This is a genomic window from Pseudonocardia sediminis, from assembly GCF_004217185.1.
Lineage (GTDB): Bacteria > Actinomycetota > Actinomycetes > Mycobacteriales > Pseudonocardiaceae > Pseudonocardia > Pseudonocardia sediminis.
In genome coordinates this window covers 4,324,189-4,347,807 of record NZ_SHKL01000001.1, presented here as the reverse complement: position 1 = coordinate 4,347,807, position 23,619 = coordinate 4,324,189, and the positions used below count along the sequence as shown (strand labels likewise).

Genomic DNA, 23,619 nt, shown 5'->3' with positions numbered 1-23,619 from the left:
GTCACCGCCCGAGCATCCCCGATCGGGTGGCGGTGTGCGTGGGTGATTTCCGTCGTGGGCGACCTCTACGGTGGGTTCGTGCTGATCCGCCCGGCCACCCGCGACGACGGGGCGGCGTGCGCCGCGATCTACGCGCCCTACGTCACCGACACCGTCATCTCGTTCGAGACCGAGCCGCCGACGGGCGCCGGGATGGCCGACAGGATCGAGCGGGCGAACCGCCGTCACGCGTGGCTCGTCGCCGTCGACGACGGCGGGGGTGCTCGGCTACGCCTACGGCGGCGAGTGGAAGCCCCGCGCGGCCTACCGGTGGACCTGCGAGGTGAGCGTCTACCTGCGCCCGGGCGTGCGCCGGACCGGCGCCGGGCGTGCGCTCTACGAGGCCCTGTTCGCACGGCTGGTCGAGCGCGGCTACCTGGTGGCCGTGGCCGGGATGACGCAGCCGAACGAGGCGAGCGGGGGCCTGCACCGCGCGCTGGGCTTCGAGGTCGTCGGGACATACCGGCGGGTCGGGTGGAAGTTCGGCGGCTGGCACGACGTCACATGGGTGCAGAGAACCCTCGCCTCCGGGACCGTCCCGCCGGTGGAGCCTGCGTAGGAACACCGTCCCGGGCTCCGGGCGCGGCCACTATCCTCGCGACGCCCGGGCCAACCGGGTGACGGTGCGGAGGTGCGGCGGTGCGGGTCTACTACGCGGTGGCGGCGGTTCTGGGGCTGTTGCACGGTCTGGCCTGCGCGCTCGGTGCCATGGGGATGGGTGCGACCGCCGACCAGGCCGATCCGATGACCACCGACGAGGCCCTCGGCGTCGCCGGGGTGGTCTTCGCCGTCGGGGTCGCGACGATCGTCGGCGCGGCACTGCTCCTGGTGGGCAAGAAGCCGACGACGATGGCGATCGGCCTGTCCGCCTCGCTCGTCGTGTCGGGCTACGTGGCCCTGCGCTGGATGGGCGAGATCGGCGGCTACCAGCTGCCCGCGATCTACGCCGTGCTCCCGGTCGTGGCCCTCGCAGCGGTCGCCGTCGGTGCCCGGACGTCGGTGACGGCCGCCCCGCCCGTCACCTCGTCGACGTGATCAGGCCTTCTCCAGCTCGCTGTGCAGCTTGAGCACGGTCTGCCCGTCGGACTGCTCCAGCACGTAGGCGGGGTTGTCCTCGGTGCCGTTGCGGCTCTGCTTCGTGCCCTTGATGGTGCGTTCGATCCGGTCGGTGGCGTGGTCGACGACCTTTGCCTCCGGACGGCCGTTGCCCCAGTTCCAGGCGACCCAGCTGCCCTTCGCGAACTTCTGCACCATGACGACGCTCCTCACCCTCGGTTGCCCGGACGAGCCGGGGTACCCGTCGCGGACGCGTTCACTCCTGTGAACTGTCAGGGGTGCCGGTCATCGTGTCCCCCATGAGCATCGACGACGTCCGCCGCCCCACCCCGTTCTCGGTCGACCACTGGCGCGCGGTCCTGCACGACGCGGTCGACCAGGTCCTCGACGAGATCCTCGACGCGGCCGAGAACGAGTGGTCCGACCGCCTCGACGACGACCACGGTCTCGGGAACGGCGTCGAGGGCGACGATCTCGACGACGACCTGTTCGACGACGACCCGCCGGGCGACCCGCCGTCCGCCGCGGAGATCACCGCGGCCGGTGCCTCCCTGCAGGAGAGCCTGGCGACCGCGATCGTGGACGGGACCCGGGTGTGGGGCTGCGACGGGACGTTGCGCTGCACGGGGGAGTGGGCAGAGCGGTACCGGCTGCCCGCGGACCGCGTCCTCGGCGAGTACCGCCGCGCCGGGATCACCTGCGACTGCGCGGTCCTGCACACCGTCCTCGGACGGACCGAGGTGTCCCTCCGATGCCGGCTCCGCGCGCCGACGTCGTCGCCGGCCGAACCGCGTCGGCCCGAGGACGGCGGCGACGGACACGCACCTCCGACCCGGCCGTGAACCGCGTCATCGCGGTCCTGGCCGGGACGGGGTCACCAGATACGGACGCGCTTGCCCGGCTCGGTGAACAGGGCGTCGGTCTCCTCCACGCCGAACGCCTCGTGGAACGAGTCCAGGTTCGTCACCACGGCGTTGCAGCGCAGGTCCGGCGGCGAGTGCGGGTCGGTCGTGAGCCGTCGGATCGCCTCGGCGTCACGGGTGGCCGCCCGCCAGACCTGGGCCCAGCCGAACAGCACCCGCTGCAGGCCGGTCAGACCGTCGATCACCGGAGGCTCGGTGTCGCCGCAGGCGATCCGATAGGCCCGCAGGGCGATCGTCAGACCGCCCAGGTCGCCGATGTTCTCGCCGACGGTCAGGTCGCCGTTGACCTTGTGGTCGGGCAGCCCGGCCGGCGACAGCGCGCTGTACTGGTCGATCAGCGCCTGGGCGCGGGTCTCGAACTCCTTGCGGTCTCCCGCCTCCCACCAGTCGGTGAGGTTGCCGTCGCCGTCGTAGCGCGAGCCCTGGTCGTCGAAGCCGTGCCCGATCTCGTGCCCGATCACGGCACCGATCCCGCCGTAGTTCGCGGCGTCGTCGGCGTCGGCGTCGAAGAACGGCGGCTGCAGGATCGCGGCCGGGAACACGATCTCGTTCATGCGGGGGTGGTAGTAGGCGTTGACCGTCTGAGGGGTCATCAGCCACTCGTCGTGGTCGACCGGTCCGCCGAGCTTGGCGTACTCGAAGTCGTTGCGCCACACACCGGCACGGGCGACGTTGCCGAGCAGGTCGTCGGGCCGGACCTCGAGCGTCGAGTAGTCCTTCCACTTGTCCGGGTAGCCGATCTTCGGCGTGAACCGGCCGAGCTTGTCCAGCGCCCGCTCCCGGGTCGCCGGGCTCATCCAGTCCAGCGTCGAGATCGACTGCCGGTAGGCCTCGACCAGGTTCGCGACCAGCTCGACCATCCGCTCCTTGGCCGCAGCCGGGAAGTGCCGCTCGACGTAGAGCTTGCCGACCGACTCGCCCAGCGCGCCCTCGACGATCGAGACGCCGCGCTTCCAGCGCTCCCGCAGCGTCGGGGTGCCGGACAGGGTGCGGCCGTAGAAGGCGAAGTCCTGCTCGACGATCTCGCCGTTGAGGTAGTCCGCGCAGGCGAACGCGACGTGGATCGCCAGCCACGCCTGCCACTGCTCCAGCGGTCGCTCGGCCCAGAGCCGGGCCGCGGCGGCGACGAAGCCGGGCTGGCGGACCACGACCTCGTCGAACGCACCGGCCGGGACGGCGAGCGCGTCGAGCCAGGCGTCCCAGTCGAACTCCGGGGCATGGGCGCGCAGCTCGGCGCCGGTCATCAGGGTGTAGGTCTTCTCCGCGTCGCGGTTGGTGACCCGGTCCCAGGACTCGGCGGCCAGTGCCGTCTCCAGCTCCATGACCTGCTCGGCGACCCGGACCGGCTCGGCCAGGCCGACCAGCTCGGCCATCGTCTGCAGGTGCTCGACGTAGGCGGCGCGGATCTCGGCCGAGCCCTCGTCGCGGTAGTACGACTCGTCGGGCAGCCCGAGGCCGGACTGGCTCAGGTGCACGATGTAGCGCGAGGAGTCCTTGGCGTCGGTGGAGATGAAGTCCCCGAAGAGCGACGCGCGCCCCTCACGCTGGCGACGGCCGAGCACCGCGGCCAGCGCGGCGCGGTCAGTTGCGGCATAGACCTCGTCGAGCAGCGGGCGCAGCGGCGCGGTCCCGAGCTCCTCGGCGCGATCGGTGTCCATGAACGAGGCGTACAGGTCGCCGATCTTCTGGGCGTCGGAGCCGGGCTCGGCGGACGAGCGGGCCGACTCCTCGATGATCTCGCGGACGTGGTCCTCGGAGCGGTCGCGCAGGACCCGGAAGGCCCCGTCCTGCGACCGGTCCTCGGGTATCTCGTGGGTGCTCAGCCACCGGCCGTTGACGTGGGCGAACAGGTCGTCCTGCGGTCGGACGTCCGGGTCGACCCAGTTGAGGTCCAGGCCGGAGGGTTTCGGCTCGGTGGTCGTCATCCCCCCATCCTGACACCGTCACGCCGTGTCTTCGAGGTACCGGCGGAACTGCTAGGCCGGACGAACCAGTTGGAGGTCGCCGTTGGGCCGTGCGTCGACGGTGATCGTGGAGGTGGTCGGGCTCACCGGCGCCTGGGCGGTCAAGGTCCAGTGCAACGTCGCGAACAGGGCTTGGGCGCGGGCGTTCTCGACCGCGCCGTCGGTCACCAGGTGCGGCAGTACCCCGCCACCCCAGGTCGAGATCGTGAGTGGGGTCCTGGACAGCCGCTCCAGCAACGTGCGGAGTCGGTCCAATTCGCGAGCCCGGGCCGCGAGATCCTCCTCCACCGCGGCGCGGAAGCTTGTCAACGACGAGCCGGGGTTGCGCAGTTGGGCCTCGGCGGCGGACAGCATGATCCGTCTGCTGTCCAACGCCAGCGAGTGGTACGCCGTCCGGACCGCAGCAGGAAAGGCCTCCCACCCCAGATCGCCGACCTGACCCAGCGCGGCACGCAGCGCGACGCCGGGTGTCTCTCCGTGGGGTAGGGCGGCCACGACCCGCTCCCATCCCACGAGCAGCGCCTCGGAGCGGTTGCGGATGACCTGCAGGTTGGTCATCGCCGACCCGAGCCCCACGCTCTCGGGAATCGACGCGCCGTCGAGCAGCGCTGCGTGTGCAGCGCGGATGGTCTGTTCGGCGGTACGCAGCCGGGCGTCGTCCTCCATGTCGAACCGGGTGTTCAGACGGTCGACACCACGCTCGATCGCGGCCAGGGTCCGGGCCTGCTCATCACCGCCGGCCATCTCACCGGCGATGGTGAGGGCGAGCAGGCCGAGGCCGATTGGGCTCACCCCCTTCACCAGATCCATGGGCTTGATCGGGATGAGCTTGGCCTGTCCGGCGAATCTGCCGTCGGGACGGGCGACTGCCGTACGCAGTCCGCCGCCCACGGCACGGAGGAGGTCGTCCTCCCCGTAGCCCTTCGGCATCTGAAGCTTGTATCGAGCCCCTCCGGGGCCTATCACATCTGCGCCGCGTCCTGCCATCTCCGCGAGGTGCTTCCCCAGTGCGCTGGTAGACCGCAACGTCGGTCCCCACGCACCCGTCCCGACGCTTCCGGCGGGCTCGCGTGTCAGCACGGCTCCCTCGCCTCGGGCCAGGAGCTCCCAAGGATCTGTGGCACCGCTGTCCCCCAGAGGGACGACGACGGCTTCGTCAGGCTCGGCGCTGTCCATAAGAGGTCAACGCGTCGGGGTTCGCGTGGAAACGGAGACTGCCTCGCTTACCCCGGATGGACCAGGCAGAAGAAGGAACGTGCAGGATCGACGCGACGGACCCAGGCTGCCGGGTAGCCGTTTCGCGACGTCGACCATCTAGGAGCACCGATGACCGACCCCTGGGCCGATGCTCTCGACGGGCCCGATCCGGACGAGGAGTTCGGCGATCTCGTCGAGGTCGTCCGGTCGGTGTTCGACGTCCGTCGCGACGGTTCCGAGGTCGAGTGGGCCGCGTGGGCGTGGCGGGTGCTCGGCGGGTCGAGGCTGACGGCGGCGGGGACCGAGATCGAGCGCGGCGTGGTGGTCCTGCGCCTGCTCGCGCTCAACGCCTTCTACCGGGAGTTCTGCGCGCTGGCGTTCGACGAGGGTGAGTCGGGGGAGTGGGCGGTCGACCCGGACCGGGCCGTCGGCGACTACCCGCGCCTGCACCCGGTGCTGGTCGGGGTGCTGGCCGAGCGCCGGAGCGTCGTCCTGGACGAGGAGCTGGGCCTGGACTTCGACCACGCGGTGACGGCGGCGGCGGTCGACGGGCTGGTGCGGACCGAGTACCGGACGGTCGTGGGGGCGCTGCGTGCCGACTCCGGCGGGCCGGCCGGGCTGTTCGCCTCGCTGGTGGCCACGCGCGAGTCCGACGTGCGCTACCCGCTGGACGACGCTACGGCCGCGGAGGTCCTCGGCGGCGAGCTCACGTTCGGGATGAACGCCGCCTGGCAGTGGCTGGGCAAGGGCGCTCCGCTCGTGTGACGGGAGGCCCCGGGGGCCCGGACGGTCCGGGACAAGGCCTGCCGAGGGTCCGCTGTGGTCGCCGGGGTGGACGGTCGCCCGCGAAAATCGACCCGAGTTCGAGTTGCCGAACCCCACCGAGCACCGATACTGGAAATAGAGCGGCGCGAGGAGGTTGTCGCTCAACGGTGCTGTCGGCGCCGGTTTTCGTCGACGGCACGCAGTGATCACGCACGGCGTCGCGACGCCGTGCACCGTCATTCCCGCGACATCGTCGACAGTTGTCCCGACACCGACCCCTCCGATTCCCGCGCACCATCGTTTTCCTACGCCACTCCCGTCCAGCCACGGGCGGAGGTGTCGTCAGACAACGCAGAACATCTCAGCCCGGACGCGTGAACGCGGACGCGGGCGGTTTTCTTGTGCCCATTTCATCTCTCCTGTTCGAGGAAGGGCCTCACCATGTCAGCCATTCTGTTCGGCTCCATCAGCACGATCGCCGACACGTCGGAGCTCCAGCGCACGGCGTTCAACCGCGCGTTCGCCGCGCACGGTCTCGACTGGAACTGGGACCGCGACACCTACCTGGGCATGCTCGAGTCGAGCGGTGGCGCCAAGCGCATCGCCGAGTACGCCGAGTCGGTCGGCGCGACCGTCGACGCCAAGGCGGTCCACGAGTCCAAGTCGGAGTTCTTCCGCGAGAGCCTCGCCGGGTCCGGGGTCCGGCCCCGGTCGGGCGTCATCGACACGATGAAGGCCGCGAAGGACAAGGGGTCGAAGGTCGCCCTGGTCACCACGACCTCGCCGGACAACGTCGGGGCGCTCGTCGCCGCGCTGGGCCCGGACATCACGGTCGGCGACTTCGACCTGATCGTCGACTCCTCCACCGTGGACCAGCCCAAGCCGGACCGCGCGGCCTACTCCTACGCGATCCGCACCCTCGACGAGACCGCCGAGTCGTGCGTCGCGATCGAGGACAACCTCAACGGTGTCGACGCCGCCGTCGCGTCCGGACTGTCGTGTGTGGCGTTCCCGAACGAGAACACCGCGGGCCACGACTTCGCCAAGGCGGCGCAGCGCGTCGACCGTCTGGACTTCGAGGAACTGCAGAAGGTCACCCGCACCGCATAGCCCGACACGCGGGACGCCCCCGGACCCTCCGGGCGTCCCGCTGTCCGCCGAAGGGCACACCCGACAGCCCTCACCAAATCACATCAACAGCCGGGAATCTGCGCCCTGCGCAGGAACGGAGAGAGCAGTTCATGAGCAACCCTCGCGCAGCGCTGACGGCCACGGAGACGGCGTTCCACGTCGAGAGCTGGGAGAAGATCGATTTCAGCCTGCTCTACGTCCACGGTGTCTTCTCGACGGAGAACACGGAGATCGCGGACAGCTACCGGCCCTTCGGCCGCTGCCTGATGGTGCTGGACGAGACCGTCCACGGCCTCTACGGCGAACAGATCCGCTCCTACTTCGCCCATCACGAGATCGATCTGACGGTGTTCCCGCTCCGGATCACCGAGACGGCCAAGAGCCTGGAGACGCTGGAGACGATCGTCGACGCGTTCGCCGATTTCGGGCTGCTGCGCACCGAGCCGGTGCTGGTCGTCGGCGGCGGCCTGACAACCGACGTCGCCGGGTTCGCCTGCGCGACCTACCGTCGCGGCGCGCCCTACATCCGGATCCCCACCACGCTGATCGGCCTGATCGACGCCAGTGTCGCGATGAAGGTGGCCGTCAACCACGGCAAGTACAAGAACCGGCTCGGCGCCTTCCACGCGTCGGAGAAGGTCCTGCTGGACTTCTCGTTCCTGGCGACCCTGCCGAAGGCGCAGGTCCGCAACGGCATGGCCGAGCTGATCAAGATCTCGGTGGTCGCCAACAGCGGGCTGTTCGACCTGCTGGAGAAGTACGGCGAGGACCTCCTCGACACCCGCTTCGGACACCTCGACGGGTCCCCGGAGCTGCGCGAGCTGGCCCACGGCGGCACCTACGACGCGATCAACACGATGCTGACGCTCGAGGTCCCGAACCTGCACGAGCTCGACCTCGACCGCGTCATCGCCTACGGCCACACCTGGAGCCCGACGCTGGAGCTGGCCCCGGACGTCCCGATGCTGCACGGGCACGCGATCAGCGTCGACATGGCGTACTCGGCCACGATCGCCGAGCGGCGCGGCTACATCTCCGCCGGTGACCGCGACCGCATCCTGCGGCTGTTCAGCGGTCTCGGGCTGGCCATCGACAGCCCGTACCTCACGCCCGAGCTGCTGGCCCGCGCGACCGACTCCATCGTGCAGACCCGCGGCGGGCTGCTGCGCGCGGCCGTCCCGCACCCGATCGGCACCTGCATCTTCGTCAACGACCTGACGACCGAGGAGCTGAACAGCGCGCTCGTCGCCCACAAGCAGATCGCCCGCGGCTTCGCGACGGCCGACGAGGGCGAGGAGATGTGGTCGGTACCGGGCCCGGTCGCCCTGAGCGTGGAAACGGCCGCCGCGTCGTGACGGCGACCGCCCGTTCCGTGGGATCGCCGCGGCCGGTGACGCCGGCGAGCATCCTCGCGGCGTTGCTCGAGGACATGGTTCGCCGCGTGGAGGCCACCGAGGGCATCGACGAGGAGCTGCGCTCGGACCTGCGCCGGGCCGGCGAGCTCGCGGGTGGGCTCGACCCCTACCTCGACGCCTGCACCACCCCGGAGTCCCCGGAGCTGGCCGAGCTCGTCCGCCGGACGCAGGCCGAGGACTGGGACCGCCGGGCCGCGCCCGGGACGTACCTGGAGCAGGAGATGCTCTCCGGGCACGTCGAGGGGCAGTTCCTGAAGTTCCTCGTGCACGCGACGCGGGCCAGGCGCGTCCTCGACATCGGGATGTTCACCGGGTACTCCGCGTTGGCGATGGCCGAGGCGCTACCGCCGGACGGCGACGTGGTGGCCTGCGAGGTCGACGGCTACGTCGCGGAGTTCGCGCAGTCGTGCTTCCGCTCCTCGCCCAGCGGGCACCGGATCACGGTCCGGGTGGGCCCGGCGATCGCGACGCTCGGGCACCTCGCCGACGCCGGCGACCGGTTCGACCTGGTGTTCATCGACGCCGACAAGGCCGGCTACGCCGCCTACCTGGACGCGGTGCTGGAGTCGGACCTGCTGGCGCCGCACGGCGTCGTCTGCGTCGACAACACGCTGATGCAGGGCCTGCCGTGGTCGTCGGGACCGTCGACGGTCAACGGCGACGCGATCACCGCGTTCAACCGGGCCGTCGTCGACGACCCGCGGGTCGAGCAGGTCCTGGTCCCCCTGCGGGACGGCCTGACCCTGATCCGGCGCGCGCCCACCGGCGGCGACGTCCGATGACCTCGGTCCCGAAGACGGCGGCGACGCTGGCCCTTCTGGGACTGGCGTTGCCGCTCAACGTGGCGGTCACGGCGGTGGGCCTGCTCCGGGGCCTGGTCACGGCGCCGGTGCCGGAGGTCGCCGCCGAACCCCGCACGATCATGATCAGCGGCGGCAAGATGACCAAGGCTCTGGCGCTGGCGCGGTCGTTCCACCGGGCGGGGCACCGGGTCGTGCTGGTCGAGTCGGCGAAGTACCGGCTGACCGGGCACCGGTTCTCCCGCGCGGTCGACCGCTTCCACGTCGTGCCGACGCCGGAGTCCGACGGCTACGTCGACGCGCTCGTCGCCGTCGCGCGTGCCGAGGACGTGGACGTCTTCGTCCCGGTCAGCAGCCCCGTGGCCAGCTACCACGACGCGCTGGCCAAGAAGGAGCTCTCGGCGCTCTGCGACGTCGTCCACCTCGACGCCGACATGGTCGAGACCCTCGACGACAAGTACCGGTTCACGACGCTGGCCGCGTCGATGGGGCTGGGCGTCCCGGACCGTCACCGGATCACCGACCCGCAGCAGGTGATCGACTTCGACTGGGCGGGCCACGGGACAGGTACCGGGCGGACCTACATCCTCAAGAGCCTCGCCTACGACCCCGTCCGGCGGATGGACCTCACCGAGCTCCCGCGCCCGACCCCGGCCGAGACGGCGGCCTTCGTGCGGTCCCTGCCGATCTCGCCGGACAACCCCTGGATCCTGCAGGAGTTCGTGCGTGGGCAGGAGTACTGCACGCACGCCACGGTGCGCGACGGCGTCGTCCGGCTGCACTGCTGCTGCCCGTCGTCGGGGTTCCAGATCAACTATCGGATGGTCGACGACCCGGAGATCGAGGCGTGGGTCCGGACGTTCGTCGGCGAGCTGCGGCTCACCGGGCAGGTGTCGTTCGACTTCATCCGTTCCGACGACGGCCGCCTGATGGCGATCGAATGCAACCCGCGCACGCACTCGGCGATCACGATGTTCTACGACCACCCCGGCGTCGCGCGGGCCTACCTCGACGCCGCCGACCCGGACGACGACAGCCCGACCGTCTACCCGACGCCGCAGAGCCGGCCGACCTACTGGCTCTACCACGAGATCTGGCGGATCCTGCGGCGTCCGTCGAGCATCGCGGAGCGGCTGGGGGTGCTGGCACGCGGCAAGGATGCGATCTTCGACCTGACCGATCCGCTGCCGTTCCTGCTGGTCCACCACCTGCAGATCCCGGCGCTGTTGCTCGACACGGTGCGTCGCGGCACGGAGTGGGTCCGGATCGACTTCAACATCGGCAAGCTGATCGAGCCGGCGGGGGACTGAGCGATGAAGCAGGTGCTGTTCCTCGTCGGGTCGGCGGTGGACGAGTTCCACGCGGAGCTCTCCCGGCTCTACGCCCGCGACGCGCTGACGGCGACGGCCGACCCCGGGAGGTACGCGTTCCACATCGCGTACGTCACCCCGGACGGGCGGTGGCGGTTCCCGGACGACCTCGGCCCCGAGGCGATCGGGGCGGCGGAGTCGATGCCGCTGTCCGAGGCCGTGCAGGTCCTGACCGGGCTGCGGATCGACGTGATGGTGCCGCAGATGTTCTGCGTCCCCGGGATGACGCACTACCGGGCGCTGTTCGACCTGCTCGGCATCCCCTACGTCGGGAACCGGCCGGACGTCATGGCACTCGGCGCCGACAAGGCGAAGGCCCGCGCCGTCGTGGCCGCGGCCGGGGTCGGCGTGCCCGCGGGGGAGCAGCTGCGCCCCGGAGACCTGCCCTCGATCAGCCCGCCGGTGGTGATCAAGCCGGTGGACACCGACAACTCCGTCGGCGTCACCCTCGTGCGCGACGACGGCGACCACGACGTGGCCCTGAAGAACGCCTTCACACACTCCGGCAGCGCCCTGGTCGAGGAGTTCGTCGAGCTGGGCCGCGAAGTGCGCTGCGGGGTGGTCGAACGCGACGGCGAGCTGGTCTGCCTGCCGCTCGAGGAGTACGACGTCGACGCCGACGCGAAACCGATCCGGCTGGCCGAGGACAAGCTCGCCCGCAACGCCGACGGCGAGCTGAACCTCATGGCGAAGACCGACGACCGGGCGTGGATCCTCGATCCGTCCGACCCCGTCACCGAGGCGGTCTGGGACGCGGCGAAGAAGTGCCACGTGGCGCTGGGCTGCCGTCACTACAGCCTGTTCGACTTCCGGATCGACCCGACCGGGACGCCCTGGTTCCTGGAGGCGGGGCTCTACTGCTCGTTCGCGCGGACGAGCGTCGTCGCCGTCATGGCCGACGCCGCGGGAACGCAGGTGCGCGACCTCTTCCGGGACCTCGTCGAGGACGCGACGGGCTGACCCGCGCTCAGGCGGCCACCGTCGCCGGACCGGCGACCATGCCACGGTGCATCACCCGGTCCCCGACGACGCCGTCGTGGTCGGCGCGGTGCAGCACGCACGCGTTGTCCCAGATGACGACGTCGCCGGGAGACCACGCGTGGCGCAGGACGTTGTCCTCGCGGGTCGAGTGCTCGAACAGGTAGCGGACCATCTCCTGCGACGCGGCGTCGGACATGCCGCTGATCGACACGCAGCGTGCCGGCGTCGACAGGTAGAGCGTCGTGCGCCCGGAGACCGGATGCCGGCGGAACACCGGGTGCTCCGCCTCGGTCTCGGCGTCGTCACCGAGGTCCAGGCCGGTGACGACATGGCGGATCGTCCGGCCCTCGAGGTCGGCACGGACGTCGGCGGGCAGCGTGTCGAAGGCCCGGTACTGGTTCGTGAACTGCGTGGCGCCGCCCTGGAGCGGAATCGTCACGGCGCGCAGTGCGGTGAAAGCGGGCGGCCGGGCCACGTAGCTGGTGTCGGTGTGGAAGGTGCTCTTCGGGGGAGTGGTGCGCCCGACGTTGCTGATCACGTTCAGGTCGTCGAACTCCGGAACGGGTGTCTCGCCGACGGTGAACGTCAGTTCCCCGAAACGTTCGAGAAAGCTCACGAACGTCGCGTCGCCGATGTTCTGGCCGGGCAGGATCAGAACCCCGTGTTCGGCGAGCAGGGCCGTCAGATCGGTGACGGTGGCGGCGTCGATGTCCTCCAGCGACACACCGTTCACCTCGGCACCGACGGGCTGCAGAACGGTGTGATCCATTCTTCGTATTTTATCCGCGACGGGGAGCGCCCGCTGCGCGAGAAACGGTCAGGACGCGGTGCGCCGCCACTTCCGTCGCGGGGTCTCGGGCTCCGGCTCCTCGATCGGCGTCGCGATCGCGAGCTGCGTCGCCTGCCGGCCGAGGACCTCCAGGTGTGCGCGGACGTCGTTGTGCGTCGGGTCGAGCGCGACCTGCTCGGCGATCTCCGCGGCCTGGCTCACGGCGTCGGTGAACGCGGCCTTCGCGGCGTCGAGACGGTCGGCGATCCGCTTGGCCGGGCCCTGCCGGACGCGGAACCGCGCCGGCTCGATCGAGTCGCCGACCGTGGCCAGTCGGCGGACGGCCTCCAGCTCGGCGTCGAGACGCTTGCCGATCTCGCCGAGCCACGTCTGCACCTGGCCGGTCGGCAGCGCGCCGGTGATCCGGTGGAACCGCGTCACCATCGACGCGCACTCGCCCACGTAGCCGTTCCAGTACCGCGACAGCGGTGCGGGAGGCGGGTCGGCGGCCGGACGCAGACGGGGCATGACCCCAGGGTGCCGGATCGCCCGCACGGTCGGCGCAACGGGGCGCAGACGGAGCAGCGGGAGGTTCGGCGAGCGCCCGTTCCTCACCTTCGACGGCGAGCGGGTCACCTACGCGCAGGCGGGTCGTGATCGGTGGTTCGGAGGCGATCGGCGACACCTCCGTCGCGCATCGCCCCCCGGACGCCGATCATGCGCCGGCTCTGGGCGGTGTCGGTGTCGGTGTCGGTGTCGGTGTCGGTGTCGCAGGATGAGCCGCCCCCGTCGCGGGATCTGAGCCACCATGGTGATGCAGCTCACACGTCGAGGAGGACGTCGAGATGGCCGACCTGGCACGCGGGACCATGGACGCCAACGGGATCACCTTCACCTACCTGGAGGCCGGGGAGGGGCCGCTCGCACTGTGCATGCACGGCTTCCCGGACTCGCCGTTCACCTACCGGCACCTGCTCCCGGCCCTGGCCGAGGCCGGGTTCCACGCGATGGCGCCGTTCGCCCGCAGCTTCGCGCCGACGACGCTGCCCGCCGACCCGACGCACGTGCACACCTCGACGATGGTGGCCGACCAGATCGCCCTGGCCCGGGCCCTGGGCGGTGCCGGTTCCGACGCACTGCTGATCGCTCACGACTGGGGCGCGGTCGGCGCGTGGGGCGCCGGCAGCCGGGCCCCGGAGCTGTTCGGGCGCTGCGTCATCCTCAACATCCCGCCGTTCGAGATCTTCGGCGCCAACCTGGTGACCTACGAACAGATCAAGAAGTCGTTCTACTTCTGGTACTTCCAGATGCAGCAGGTCATCGAGGACCGGATCCGCGAGGACGACTTCGCCTTCATCCGCGACATCTGGGGCGACTGGTCACCGGGGCACGACGCGACCGAGGACCTCGGACACCTGCGCGACGCACTGCGCGACCCGGCGCACCTGCGGGCGGCGCTGGGCTACTACTGGGGCCAATTCGACCCGACGCGCTTCGGATCCGAGGCCTGGGCGGCCGGGCAGGCCGCGGCGTGGGGCGGCGACATCCCGCAGCCGACGCTCTACCTGCACGGCACCAACGACGGCTGCCACGGCATGGACGCCGCCCAGGTCGCCACCGTCCCGAACCACGCCGGTCCGGGCTCGGAGGCCGAGCTGATCGAGGGCGTCGGGCACTTCATGCTGGTCGAACGCCCGGACGAGATCAACGAACGGATCCTCGGCTGGCTGGGGCGCACCGCCTGACCCGCGCCGGCACTCATGACGCGACCGTGTCGCGATGCCGGACAGGAGCGGCACGAGTGCGGCCTCCGGCGTGGGTGCGGGGCCGGGGCGACATGATGGCCCCCTCAACATTCGCCGGAGGTCGTCGTGCGCAGACTGTCCACACTCGTCGCGGTGGTGGTGATCGCGCTGCTGTCCGCGGCGGGGCCCGCGACGGCCGAGCCTCCGTCGCGCCTGGCCGACCGGGTCACCGACCGCGCGGGCGCGCTCGACCCGGCCGGGCGGGCCGCGGTCAGCGCCGCGATCGACGAGCTGCGGGCGTCGGAGAACATCGACCTGTTCGTGGTCTACGTGCGTTCCTTCGACGACCTCGACGGCCGCACGTGGGCCGACCGGGCCGCGCAGCGCTCGCAGCTCGGTGACGCCGACGCCCTGCTGGCGGTGGCGACCGAGGACCGGGCGTACGGGACGTCGTTCTCCCAGAACTTCTCGGTCTCGGAGTCGCGGACCGACGCGATCGAGCGCGACGACGTCGAGCCGCGCCTGGCCGCGAACGACTTCTCCGGCGCCGCCGTCGCCCTGGCGGACGGGCTACGGGGCGGCGGTGGCGGCGGTGCGATCGGGACCGGGGTCGCGGTCGTCGGCGGGATCGTCGTCCTCGGCGGCGGGGCCTACCTGATCAGCCGGCGTCGCAGGGACCGAGCGGCGGCGCCCACTCCGGATGCGCCACCGGCCGGGCCCGGGCCGGACGACGAGTTCACCGGCGTCTCGACCGAGGACCTCGGCTTCCGCGCCAGCCAGGCCCTGCTCGAGATCGACGACGCGGTCCGCACCTCCGACCAGGAGCTCGCCGCCGCCCGCGCGCACTTCGGCGACGAGGCGGTGGCCGGGTTCGCCGGCGCGATGGAGCTCTCCCGGGCCGAGATGCTGCGCGGCTTCACCCTGCAGCAGGAGCTCGACGACGAGATCCCGGAGGACGAGCCCACGAGGCGCACGATGCTCGCCGAGATCATCCACGCCTGCCGGACCGCCGACGCGCGCCTCGACGCCCAGGTCGCCGAGTTCGACGCCCTGCGCGACCTCGAGGCCGGGGCGCCGGAGTACCTCGCCGGTCTCGGGACGAGCCTCGACACCGCGAACACGAGGCTCCCGCAGGTCGACGCGGCCCTCGGCGCGCTGCGCACCCGCTACGCCGCCGCGGCCCTGGAGCCCGTGTCCGGCAACGTCGGGCAGGCCCGCGAGCTGCTCGCCGTCGCCGCGGAGGAGCTGAAGGCCGCCCGGATGGAGCTGGCCTCGGCGGAGACGGACGCGGGACCGGCGCCGGCATCGGCAGCCGGGAGCACGACGGCACCGGGATCGACCGGGCCCGCGACCGGACGCAGTGCCGCGGTCGTGTCCGGCCGCGCCGCGGAGGAGGCGATCACCCAGGCCGGGACGCTGCTCGACGGCGTCGGGCGGCTGGAGTCCGACCTCGCCGCGGCCGGGGAGAGGATCGCCGCGGCCCGCGCCGAGACCGAGCAGGACCTGGCCGAGGCCCGCGCGATCCTGGCCGCCGGTGACCCGGGAGGGCTCGCGGCCCTCGTCGCCCGCGCCGAGGCCGCGCTCGCCTCCGCCGACACCGCGCAGCGCGCGACGCCGCCCGACCCGCTCGCCGCGCTGCGCCTGATCGACGACGCCGACACCGCGCTCGACCAGGGACTCGCGCAGGCGAAGGACGCGCAGGAGCGGAACCGGCGGGTCACCGCGACGCTGGAGCAGACGCTGCTCACCGCGCGCTCGGCCGTCGGCGCGGCGGAGGACTTCGTCACGACCCGGCGCGGCGCCGTCGGTACCGACGCCCGCACCCGCCTCGCCGAGGCCAGGCGGCACCTGCAGCAGGCCGAGGCCGGCGGCGACCCGTCGGCCGCACTCGCCGAGGCGCAGGCCGCCGACACCATGGCCCGCACCGCGTTGCAGCTGGCGCAGTCCGACGTCTCGCGCTGGTCGGGGCCGTCCTCGGGCGGATACGGCGGTGGCCGGGGTGGTGTCGCCGCCGACCTGGGCAGCCTCGTGCTCGGTGGCATCCTCTCCGGTGCGCTGGGCGGCGGCGGCTACTCCGGCGGCGGTGGTTTCGGCGGCGGAGGCCGTTCGCCCGGCAGCTTCGGTGGTTCGGCCACGCGCGGACGGCGCGGGGGTGGCGGGCGGTTCTGACCGGCCCCGACGGTCGGTCCCGGTGGTCGGCCTCGATGATCGTCGTGGCGGCAGCGATCGGCGTCAGAACCGGTGCTGTTCGCTGCCGGGACGCCGATCATGGACCGGGGTCCGGCACACTCGGGTCATGACGCACCGAACCGGTACGAACCAGGACGAGGCGGACGCCTGATGCTCGTGATCTTCGGGCTGTCCCGCAAGGAGTGGCCGCTCGGGCTCGTCGCCCTCGCCTGCATGGTCTGCGGGCACCCCGGTCCGCAGTCCCTCGTCCGACGCCGGACGCGGTTCACGCTGTTCTTCGTCCCGGTCCTGCCGCTGCGCAACCGCTTCGAGACGCGCTGCCCCGTGTGCGGGACGGGGCGGCAGGTCGCCCGCGACGAGGCCCGGCGCCTCGGGGCCGCGGCCTGAGCGGTCCTACCCGCCGATGCCGATCGTCGTGCCTGGGCCCATCGGCGTCCCGGTGAAGAAGAACAACGCCAGGATGCCGACCCACAGCACCGTCACCGGCACCACGAACAGGGCCATCCGGGAGAACAGCATGCCCAGGGTGAACCGGCTGTCGTAGCGCTGGGTCGTGGACAGCAGCACGTAGAGGTAGGGGTTCAGCGGCGAGATCGGGTTGGTGATCGAGTCACCGATCCGGTAGGTCGCCTGGATGACGGCCGGGTGCAGTCCGAGCCCGACGAACACCGGGATCAGCACCGGCGCCAGCACCGCCCACAGCGAGGCGCCGGAGAAGATCAGCATCGCCAGAACCGAGCACAGCACGAGCGCGATCATCAGGGCCGGGAACCCGTCCAGGCCCGCCGACCGCAACCCGGCCGAGCCCTCCACCGCGAGCCACGTCCCGACCCGGCTCCAGGAGAACATCTCGATGAACTGCCCGGCCGAGAACGCGATCACGACGAACCCCAGCATCGGGGTCAGCGCCTGCGCCATCAGGCCCGGCACGTCGGCGGCCCGGGTGATCACGCCGGTGAGCGCGCCGTAGGTGATGCCCACGACCAGGAAGCTCATCATGATCAGCGGGACGAGGGCGTCGAAGAACGGGGAGTCGATCAGCGCGCCGTCGTCGCCCTGCAGCGGCCCGTCGGGGACCAGCCATCCGGCCAGCACGACGAGGACGAACCCGGTCGTCGCCAGCAGGGCGATCCGCAGGGCCCGGCGCTGCATGGGGGTGACGGTGGCGTCGGGTTCGTCGTCCGGGGAGCCGGAATCGTCTTCCGGTCGGTACGGCGCCAGACCGGGCTCGACGAAGCGGACGAGTATCCAGCCGACGACGGCCGGGAGGATCAGCGCCGCGACGACCTGGATGTAGTAGTTCATCAGCACCGAGGTCTCCACCCCGGGCGGCGTCCCCGGCGGGAGCACCCGCTCCGACAGGGCGGCGAGGTTCGCGTCCAGCGCGCCCACGATCAGCCCGGAGCCGTAGCCGACCGCCGTCGCCGCGAACGCGCCGATCGCCCCGGCCACCGGGTGCCGCCCGACCGAGCGGAACGCCAGCGCGGCCAGCGGCGGCAGGATGACCATCGCCGCGTCGCCCATGAAGTGGCCCTGCCCGGCGACGTAGACGACGGCGAACGGCATCAGCCGGGCCGGCACCCGCGCCAGGGTCGCGGCGACGACCGCGCGCAGGAACCCGGTCCGCTCGGCCACACCGACGCCGAGCAGCACCGTCAGGACGACACCCAGCGGTGGGAACCCGATGAAGTTGTCGACCATCGTCGTGAGCAGGTGCTGCAGCCCGCTCACGGACAGGATGTTGCGCACCGGCTCGGCGGTGGGGGCGCCGGGCAGCTGTGCGGTGGCGCCGGTCGCGGTGAGCACCGCGCTCGCTGCGCCGACGACGATCAGCAGGTACCAGAACAGGTAGAACGGATGTGGGACGCGGTTGCCGACGCGTTCGATCAGCCCGATCACACCGCCGGGCCGTTCGCCCTGCTCCGGGGCGCTCACGCGTCGTCCCCGCCCGGGATCCGGCCGTCGACCGGCAGTGTCGGGACGTCCACGGCGACGGTGTCCGGGTAGATCAGACCGGTGCCGGTGTTGAGCACGACGACGTCCTCCGACCCGTCGAGCCAGCCCGACTCCCGCAGCTGCCCGACCGCGGCCACGCACGCCCCGCCCTCCGGGCAGATCCACGTGCCCTCGTCGCGGGCCAGGGTGTGCTGGGCGGCGAGCAGCTCGTCGTCGGAGACCGCGATCGCGGTGCCGCCGGTGTCGCGGACGGCGTCGAGCACCAGGAAGTCGCCCAGCGCCTTCGGGACGGTGATCCCGAACGCGATCGTGTGCGCGTCGGCGGGCGCGGTGGACTCCGACAGCCCGGCGTCGAACGCGTCGACGATCGGGGCGCAGCCGTCGGCCTGCACCGCGACCAGGCGCGGCATCGGCCCAGTCAGCCAGCCCAGCTCCCGCATCTCCTGCAGCGCCTTGTGGATCGCGATGATCCCGACCCCGCCGCCGGTCGGGTAGAGGATGACGTCCGGGGCGCGCCAGCCGAGCTGCTCGACGATCTCGTAGCCCATCGTCTTCTTGCCCTCGATGCGGTACGGCTCGCGCAGCGTCGAGGTGTCCTGATAGCCGGTGCGGCGGCGCACGGCGTCCGCGACGAGCTTCCCGGCGTCGCCGATCAGGCCGTCGACCAGGTAGAGCTCGGCGCCGGCGACGACGCACTCGCGGCGGGTGATCTCCGGTGCGTCGACCGGCATCGCGATCAGCGACCCCATGCCGGCCCGCGCCGCGTAGGACGCCCAGGCGGCGCCGGCGTTGCCGTTGGTGGGCATCGCGACCGCGCGTACCCCGAGCTCGGCGGCCCGGGAGATCCCGACGGCGGCGCCGCGGGCCTTGAACGCGCCGGTCGGGACGAGGCCCTCGTCCTTCATCCGCAGACCGGGGACGCCGAGGCGGGCGCCGGCGCGGGGGAGGTCGAGCAACGGGGTCATGCCCTCGCCGAGCGTCACGACGTGCGCGGGGTCCCGGACCGGCAGCAGCTCGTGGTAGCGCCAGAGGTCGGGTGCCCGGGTCGCGATGTCGGCGGGGGAGACGGTCGCGGCGGCACGTTCGAGGTCGTAGCGGGCCAGCAGCGGGGCACCGGCCGGTGAGGTGCCCTGGACGACGTCGGCGTCGTGCCGGGAGCCGTCGCGGGAGCACTCGAGGTGCGACAGCGTCGAGTACGTGGTCGGGAGCGCGGAGGGAGCAGCCACGCGTGGAAGGCAAACGCGCGGGGCGCGGATCGGCAACTCGGGCGGTGTGACCGGATCGCCGGACGCCGAGATCGTCCGGTTCGGGTGGTTCCTCTACCCTGGACCCGGACGGATGAAGGTTCAACCACCTCGGAGGCCCACCCGATGCGCTCGCTTCGCTCCCCCCTGTCCGACATCGCCCTGGTGATCGCCCGCGTCGTGCTCGGCGTGGTGCTGATCGCGCACGGCGTGCAGAAGCTCGGACGCGGGGTGGGGCCGGTCGCCGAGGGCTTCGCCGGCATGGGCATCCCGCTGCCCGGTGTCGCGGCGGTGTTCACGATGGCCGTCGAGCTGCTCGGCGGGGTGGCGCTGATCGTCGGCGCGTTCACACCGGTCGCGGCGCTGCTGGTGGTCGCCACGATGATCGGTGCCGGGGTGTTCGCCCACCTCGGGCAGGGGATCTTCGTCGACGAGGGTGGCTGGGAGCTCGTCGGCGTCATCGCGATCGGCGCACTGGCGCTGGCGGCGTCGGGTGCCGGACGGTTCTCGGTGGACCACGTGATCGCCACCCGTCGCGACGGCACGACCACCGACCGCACCCCGGTGAGTGCGGGCAGCCACCGGGCCTGATCCGGCGCGCGGATCCCGGCGGGCTCCCGCACTCTGATCGGATGCCCGAAGGCCACACCGTGCACCGTATGGCCCGCCTGCAGCGGAAGCGCTACGCCGGACGTCCGGTGGAGGTCTCCAGCCCGCAGCGGCGCTTCACCACCGGCGCCGAGATCGTCGACGGCCGGGTCCTCGAACGCGTCGAGGCGCACGGCAAGCACCTGTTCCAGGTCTACGGCCCGGACCTCGTCGTGCACGTGCACCTGGGGCTGTGGGGCCGGTTCGGCAACCGGAGGCTCCCGCTCGACCCGCCGCGTGGCGCCGTCCGGATGCGGATCGTCGGCGAGACGCACTACGCGGACCTGCGCGGGCCGAGTGCCTGCGAGCTGTTCGACGACGTCGAGGTGAAGGCGCTGCGGGCCCGTCTCGGCGAGGACCCGCTGCGCGACGACGCCGACCCCGACCGCGTGTGGGCGAGGATCTCGAGGTCCCGCTCACCGCTGGCGACGCTGCTGATGGACCAGTCCGTGATCGCCGGGCTGGGCAACGTCTTCCGCGCCGAGACCCTGTTCCGGACCGGGCTGGACCCGATGCTGCCCGGCCGCGAGCTGGGCCGGGAACGCTTCGACGCGCTGTGGGCGGACCTGTCGGAGATGCTCCGCGAGGGCGAGCGGGCCGGGAAGATCGAGACGCTGCGCCCGGAGCACGACCCGGCGCTGCTCGAGCCGCCCGACGCCGGCGGGGTGTGCGCGAGCGTCGTCTACGCCTACCGGCGCACCGGGCAGCCGTGCCTGGTCTGCGGCACGCCGATCGCGCGTTCGGAGCACCGGGCCCGCAACCTGTTCTGGTGCCCGGGGTGCCAGTCCCGCTGAGCCCGATCGTGTGGTCTCGGTCTCGCTGGTGTTGATCTGCCCGAGGCGTGGGTAATCGCTTTCTAAGCATTGCTCACGATCTTCGGAGGTTCGGTGTCCGACCGCATCAGCGACATCTGGGGGACGCGCACCCCCGTCGGCCGTGACATGCCGTGGCCGGTCCGCGTCGACTCGCGGCTCGACGACGGCGTCACCGAGGCCGACGTCGACCACTGGGTGCAGTCGGCGTGCCTGTTGTGCAGCAACGGGTGCGGGGCCGACATCGCCGTCGCCGACGGGAGGATGGTCGGGGTGCGGGGCCGCGCGGCCGACGTAGTCAACCACGGACGTCTCGGCCCGAAGGGGCTCTACGGCTCGTGCCGGGCGTCGACCTCGGCCGACCGTCTGACCCGCCCGCTCGTCCGGGGGAACGGTGAGCTGGTCGAGACCGACTGGGACACCGCGATGGGCCGGATCGTGGACCGCTCGCGCCGGCTGCTCGCCGAGCGCGGCCCGACATCGCACGGCTTCTACGGCAGCGGCCAGATGTTCCTCGAGGAGTACTACACGCTCGGCGTGATCGGGAAGGCCGGCATCGGTACGCCGCACATGGACGGCAACACCCGGATGTGCACCGCGACCGCCGCGGCGGCGATGAAGGAGTCCTTCGGCTCCGACGGCCAGCCCGGCACCTACACCGACATCGAGTCCTGCGACGCGGTCTTCCTGTTCGGGCACAACATGGCCGAGACGCAGACCGTGCTGTGGAGCCGGATCCTGGACCGGATCGAGGGGCCGCAGCCACCCGTCGTCGTCGCCGTCGACCCGCGCACGACGCCGGTCACCGAGGCCGCCGAGCGCACCGGGGGAGTGCATCTGGCCCCGCTGCCGGGCACGAACCTCCCGCTGGTCAACGGCATGGTCCGCGAGCTCGTCGCGCAGGGGTGGATCGACCGCGCCTACGTCGACGCGCACACCCTGGGCTTCGACGACCTCGTCGCCACCGTCGAGCCCTACACCCCGGAGCGGGTCGCGCAGCTCTGCCGGGTCCCGGCCGACGACCTGCGCCGCGCCGTCCGGATCTTCGGCACGTCCGAGAGGGTGCTGTCCACGGTGCTGCAGGGCTTCTACCAGTCCCACCAGGCCACCGCGTCGGCGTGCGCGGTGAACAACCTGCACCTGCTGCGCGGCATGCTCGGACGCCCCGGCGCCGGGGTGCTGCAGATGAACGGCCAGCCCACCGCGCAGAACGCCCGCGAGGCCGGCACGAACGGCGACCTGCCGGGCTTCCGGAACTGGGACAACCCCGACCACATCGACCAGCTCGCCGCCCTGTGGAACGTCGACGCCTCGTTCATCCCGCACGACGGGCCGCCGACGCACGCGATGGAAATCTTCCGCCTGGCCGAGGCCGGGGACATCGCCTTCCTCTGGATCGCCGCGACGAACCCGGCCGTGTCGTTGCCCGAGCTGCCGCGGATCCGCGAGATCCTCGCCCGCGAGGACCTGTTCGTGATCGTGCAGGACGGGTTCCTGACCGAGACCGCGCAGTTCGCCGACGTCGTCCTGCCGGCCGCGATGTGGGGCGAGAAGCAGGGCACGTTCACCAACGTCAACCGGGTCGTGCACCTGTCGGAGAAGGCCGTCGAGCCACCCGGTGAGGCGCGCAGCGACCTCGACATCTTTCTCGACTACGGCACCCGGATGGACTTCCGCGACCGCGACGGCGCCCCGCTGATCGGCTGGTCCACGCCGGAGGGCGCGTTCGACGCCTGGCGCGAGTGCAGCCGCGGGCGGCTCTGCGACTACTCGGGGCTGTCCTACGACGCGCTGCGCGGCGGCAGCGGGATCCCGTGGCCGTGCACCGACGAGCAGCCGGCGGGGGTGAACCGGCTCTACGCCGACGGGGTGTTCGCCACCGACCCCGACGTCTGCGAGACCTACGGCCACGACCTGGTCACCGGCGAGGCCGTGTCGCGGCAGGACTACCTCGCCTCGCCGCCGCACGGCCGGGCCTTCCTGCGGGCGTGCGAGCACGTCGCGCCGCCCGAGTCACCGGACCCGGACTTCCCGTTCGCGCTCACCACCGGCCGGACCGCCTACCAGTTCCACACCCGCACCAAGACCGGACGCTCGCCGCAGCTCAACCGCGCGGCACCGGACGGCTGGGCGGAGCTCTCGGTCGCCGACGCCGCACTGCTCGGCGTCGGTGAGGGCGACCGGGTGCGGGTCCAGACGCGCCGCGGCGCCGTCGAGGTCCCGGCCCGGGTCGGGCGCGGCCGCGACGGGGTGGTGTTCCTCCCGTTCCACTACGGCTGGTGGGACGACGGCGACGGGCGCACCCCGACCGGGCACGCGGCCAACGAGACGACGCTCTCGGCGTGGGACCCGGTCTCGAAGCAGCCGCTGTTCAAGATCGGCTCGGCGCGGGTGACCCGGATCGACGTCGCCGACGGGCCGTCGCCGGCACCGACCACGACGGCCTCGGCCCCGGCCGACCGTCGCGGCGTCCCGGCGACCCGGGGCGGGACCGACAGCGCGACCCGGGAGCAGATCCGCGTCGCGGAACCGCCGCCCGCGCCGCCGACCCCGGAGCACACCCCCAACACCGGCCCGCGCCCCGCGCTGCGCTGAACACCCCGGCGCGACCGGA

The 23,619-nt window shown here is 72.1% G+C and carries 21 protein-coding genes and 1 pseudogene; 15 read left to right on the top strand and 7 right to left on the bottom strand.

Annotation, left to right across the window (positions count from 1 at the left end; genetic code table 11):
• Positions 1–81: 81 nt before the first annotated feature.
• A pseudogene (locus EV383_RS20135) lies at positions 82–598 on the top strand (N-acetyltransferase family protein).
• 80 nt (positions 599–678) lie between these two features.
• Positions 679–1,074: a hypothetical protein gene (locus EV383_RS20130; protein ID WP_130291350.1), complete on the top strand. Its 396-nt coding sequence runs from the start codon at positions 679–681 to the stop codon at positions 1,072–1,074.
• Here the strand turns inward: EV383_RS20130 and EV383_RS20125 are convergent, their stop codons facing one another.
• Complete coding sequence (locus tag EV383_RS20125) at positions 1,075–1,293, bottom strand: hypervirulence associated TUDOR domain-containing protein (RefSeq protein WP_130291349.1); 219 nt, start codon at positions 1,291–1,293, stop codon at positions 1,075–1,077.
• A 101-nt stretch (positions 1,294–1,394) separates the two neighbouring features.
• On the opposite strand from EV383_RS20125, the gene EV383_RS20120 reads away from it, so the two are divergent.
• Entirely contained in the window at positions 1,395–1,937 is a 543-nt protein-coding gene (locus tag EV383_RS20120) for a DUF2695 domain-containing protein (RefSeq protein ID WP_130291348.1), read from the top strand.
• A gap of 32 nt (positions 1,938–1,969) precedes the next feature.
• Here the strand turns inward: EV383_RS20120 and EV383_RS20115 are convergent, their stop codons facing one another.
• The gene (locus EV383_RS20115; RefSeq protein ID WP_130291347.1) at positions 1,970–3,943 is read right to left on the bottom strand and encodes a M13 family metallopeptidase; all 1,974 of its coding nucleotides are present in this window, start codon (positions 3,941–3,943) and stop codon (positions 1,970–1,972) included.
• Between the two features lie 51 nt (positions 3,944–3,994).
• Positions 3,995–4,912, bottom strand: a complete 918-nt coding sequence (locus tag EV383_RS20110; protein WP_130291346.1) for a hypothetical protein — start codon at positions 4,910–4,912, stop codon at positions 3,995–3,997.
• Positions 4,913–5,308: 396 nt separating this feature from the next.
• On the opposite strand from EV383_RS20110, the gene EV383_RS20105 reads away from it, so the two are divergent.
• The 6 genes from EV383_RS20105 (at position 5,309) to EV383_RS20080 (ending at position 11,620) form a co-directional block, all read left to right on the top strand.
• Positions 5,309–5,944 (top strand): hypothetical protein, encoded by a 636-nt coding sequence (locus EV383_RS20105; protein ID WP_130291345.1) that lies wholly within the window; start codon positions 5,309–5,311, stop codon positions 5,942–5,944.
• A 441-nt stretch (positions 5,945–6,385) separates the two neighbouring features.
• Complete coding sequence (locus EV383_RS20100; RefSeq protein ID WP_130291344.1) at positions 6,386–7,054, top strand: HAD-IA family hydrolase; 669 nt, start codon at positions 6,386–6,388, stop codon at positions 7,052–7,054.
• Between the two features lie 131 nt (positions 7,055–7,185).
• Entirely contained in the window at positions 7,186–8,430 is a 1,245-nt protein-coding gene (locus EV383_RS20095) for a sedoheptulose 7-phosphate cyclase (protein WP_130291343.1), read from the top strand.
• Between the two features lie 17 nt (positions 8,431–8,447).
• Complete coding sequence (locus tag EV383_RS20090; RefSeq protein ID WP_242623217.1) at positions 8,448–9,272, top strand: O-methyltransferase; 825 nt, start codon at positions 8,448–8,450, stop codon at positions 9,270–9,272.
• A complete protein-coding gene (locus EV383_RS20085; RefSeq protein WP_130291341.1) occupies positions 9,269–10,600 on the top strand; it encodes an ATP-grasp domain-containing protein in 1,332 nt (443 codons plus the stop codon). The genes EV383_RS20090 and EV383_RS20085 overlap by 4 nt, the downstream gene beginning before the upstream one ends.
• A gap of 3 nt (positions 10,601–10,603) precedes the next feature.
• Positions 10,604–11,620: a D-alanine--D-alanine ligase family protein gene (locus tag EV383_RS20080; RefSeq protein WP_130291340.1), complete on the top strand. Its 1,017-nt coding sequence runs from the start codon at positions 10,604–10,606 to the stop codon at positions 11,618–11,620.
• A 7-nt stretch (positions 11,621–11,627) separates the two neighbouring features.
• Here EV383_RS20080 and EV383_RS20075 read toward each other — a convergent pair whose 3' ends face one another.
• Together EV383_RS20075 and EV383_RS20070 are read right to left on the bottom strand one after the other, a co-directional pair.
• Positions 11,628–12,410 carry a TauD/TfdA dioxygenase family protein gene (locus EV383_RS20075; protein WP_130291339.1) on the bottom strand — a complete coding sequence of 261 codons (783 nt, stop codon included), beginning with the start codon at positions 12,408–12,410 and terminating at the stop codon, positions 11,628–11,630.
• Positions 12,411–12,458: 48 nt separating this feature from the next.
• Positions 12,459–12,938, bottom strand: a complete 480-nt coding sequence (locus EV383_RS20070; RefSeq protein ID WP_130291338.1) for a hypothetical protein — start codon at positions 12,936–12,938, stop codon at positions 12,459–12,461.
• Positions 12,939–13,255: 317 nt separating this feature from the next.
• Between EV383_RS20070 and EV383_RS20065 the strand changes: the two genes are divergently transcribed.
• The 3 genes from EV383_RS20065 to EV383_RS20055 all read left to right on the top strand — a co-directional run bounded on the left by EV383_RS20065 (position 13,256) and on the right by EV383_RS20055 (position 16,732).
• Positions 13,256–14,155: an alpha/beta fold hydrolase gene (locus tag EV383_RS20065; RefSeq protein WP_130291337.1), complete on the top strand. Its 900-nt coding sequence runs from the start codon at positions 13,256–13,258 to the stop codon at positions 14,153–14,155.
• Positions 14,156–14,281: 126 nt separating this feature from the next.
• Positions 14,282–16,324 (top strand): TPM domain-containing protein, encoded by a 2,043-nt coding sequence (locus EV383_RS20060; protein WP_130291336.1) that lies wholly within the window; start codon positions 14,282–14,284, stop codon positions 16,322–16,324.
• Positions 16,325–16,495: 171 nt separating this feature from the next.
• Complete coding sequence (locus EV383_RS20055) at positions 16,496–16,732, top strand: zinc ribbon domain-containing protein (RefSeq protein WP_130291335.1); 237 nt, start codon at positions 16,496–16,498, stop codon at positions 16,730–16,732.
• 6 nt (positions 16,733–16,738) lie between these two features.
• Here EV383_RS20055 and EV383_RS20050 read toward each other — a convergent pair whose 3' ends face one another.
• Both EV383_RS20050 and EV383_RS20045 read right to left on the bottom strand, forming a co-directional pair.
• Positions 16,739–18,280, bottom strand: a complete 1,542-nt coding sequence (locus EV383_RS20050; protein ID WP_165438413.1) for an AbgT family transporter — start codon at positions 18,278–18,280, stop codon at positions 16,739–16,741.
• A complete protein-coding gene (locus EV383_RS20045; RefSeq protein ID WP_130291333.1) occupies positions 18,277–19,527 on the bottom strand; it encodes a threonine synthase in 1,251 nt (416 codons plus the stop codon). The genes EV383_RS20050 and EV383_RS20045 overlap by 4 nt, the downstream gene beginning before the upstream one ends.
• 144 nt (positions 19,528–19,671) lie before the next feature.
• Here EV383_RS20045 and EV383_RS20040 point away from each other — a divergent pair, with 144 nt between their 5' ends.
• From EV383_RS20040 to EV383_RS20030, 3 genes are all read left to right on the top strand, one after another.
• A complete protein-coding gene (locus EV383_RS20040; RefSeq protein ID WP_130291332.1) occupies positions 19,672–20,136 on the top strand; it encodes a DoxX family protein in 465 nt (154 codons plus the stop codon).
• Between the two features lie 41 nt (positions 20,137–20,177).
• Positions 20,178–20,987 carry an Fpg/Nei family DNA glycosylase gene (locus tag EV383_RS20035; RefSeq protein ID WP_130291331.1) on the top strand — a complete coding sequence of 270 codons (810 nt, stop codon included), beginning with the start codon at positions 20,178–20,180 and terminating at the stop codon, positions 20,985–20,987.
• A 93-nt stretch (positions 20,988–21,080) separates the two neighbouring features.
• Positions 21,081–23,600, top strand: coding sequence for a molybdopterin oxidoreductase family protein (locus EV383_RS20030; RefSeq protein WP_130291330.1), 2,520 nt, complete (start codon positions 21,081–21,083; stop codon positions 23,598–23,600).
• The last annotated feature ends 19 nt before the right edge of the window (positions 23,601–23,619 follow it).

What these genes read in the sequence shown, in the direction of transcription:
- EV383_RS20080 (WP_130291340.1), top strand. Translation starts at nt 10,604, where the DNA reads ATGAAGCAGGTGCTGTTCCTCGTCGGGTCGGCGGTGGACGAGTTCCAC.
- EV383_RS20095 (WP_130291343.1), top strand. Translation starts at nt 7,186, where the DNA reads ATGAGCAACCCTCGCGCAGCGCTGACGGCCACGGAGACGGCGTTCCAC.
- EV383_RS20085 (WP_130291341.1), top strand. Translation starts at nt 9,269, where the DNA reads ATGACCTCGGTCCCGAAGACGGCGGCGACGCTGGCCCTTCTGGGACTG.
- EV383_RS20120 (WP_130291348.1), top strand. Translation starts at nt 1,395, where the DNA reads ATGAGCATCGACGACGTCCGCCGCCCCACCCCGTTCTCGGTCGACCAC.
- EV383_RS20055 (WP_130291335.1), top strand. Translation starts at nt 16,496, where the DNA reads ATGCTCGTGATCTTCGGGCTGTCCCGCAAGGAGTGGCCGCTCGGGCTC.
- EV383_RS20100 (WP_130291344.1), top strand. Translation starts at nt 6,386, where the DNA reads ATGTCAGCCATTCTGTTCGGCTCCATCAGCACGATCGCCGACACGTCG.
- EV383_RS20070 (WP_130291338.1), bottom strand. Translation starts at nt 12,938, where the DNA reads ATGCCCCGTCTGCGTCCGGCCGCCGACCCGCCTCCCGCACCGCTGTCG.
- EV383_RS20035 (WP_130291331.1), top strand. Translation starts at nt 20,178, where the DNA reads ATGCCCGAAGGCCACACCGTGCACCGTATGGCCCGCCTGCAGCGGAAG.
- EV383_RS20105 (WP_130291345.1), top strand. Translation starts at nt 5,309, where the DNA reads ATGACCGACCCCTGGGCCGATGCTCTCGACGGGCCCGATCCGGACGAG.
- EV383_RS20075 (WP_130291339.1), bottom strand. Translation starts at nt 12,410, where the DNA reads ATGGATCACACCGTTCTGCAGCCCGTCGGTGCCGAGGTGAACGGTGTG.
- EV383_RS20115 (WP_130291347.1), bottom strand. Translation starts at nt 3,943, where the DNA reads ATGACGACCACCGAGCCGAAACCCTCCGGCCTGGACCTCAACTGGGTC.
- EV383_RS20110 (WP_130291346.1), bottom strand. Translation starts at nt 4,912, where the DNA reads ATGCCGAAGGGCTACGGGGAGGACGACCTCCTCCGTGCCGTGGGCGGC.
- EV383_RS20065 (WP_130291337.1), top strand. Translation starts at nt 13,256, where the DNA reads ATGGCCGACCTGGCACGCGGGACCATGGACGCCAACGGGATCACCTTC.
- EV383_RS20125 (WP_130291349.1), bottom strand. Translation starts at nt 1,293, where the DNA reads ATGGTGCAGAAGTTCGCGAAGGGCAGCTGGGTCGCCTGGAACTGGGGC.
- EV383_RS20040 (WP_130291332.1), top strand. Translation starts at nt 19,672, where the DNA reads ATGCGCTCGCTTCGCTCCCCCCTGTCCGACATCGCCCTGGTGATCGCC.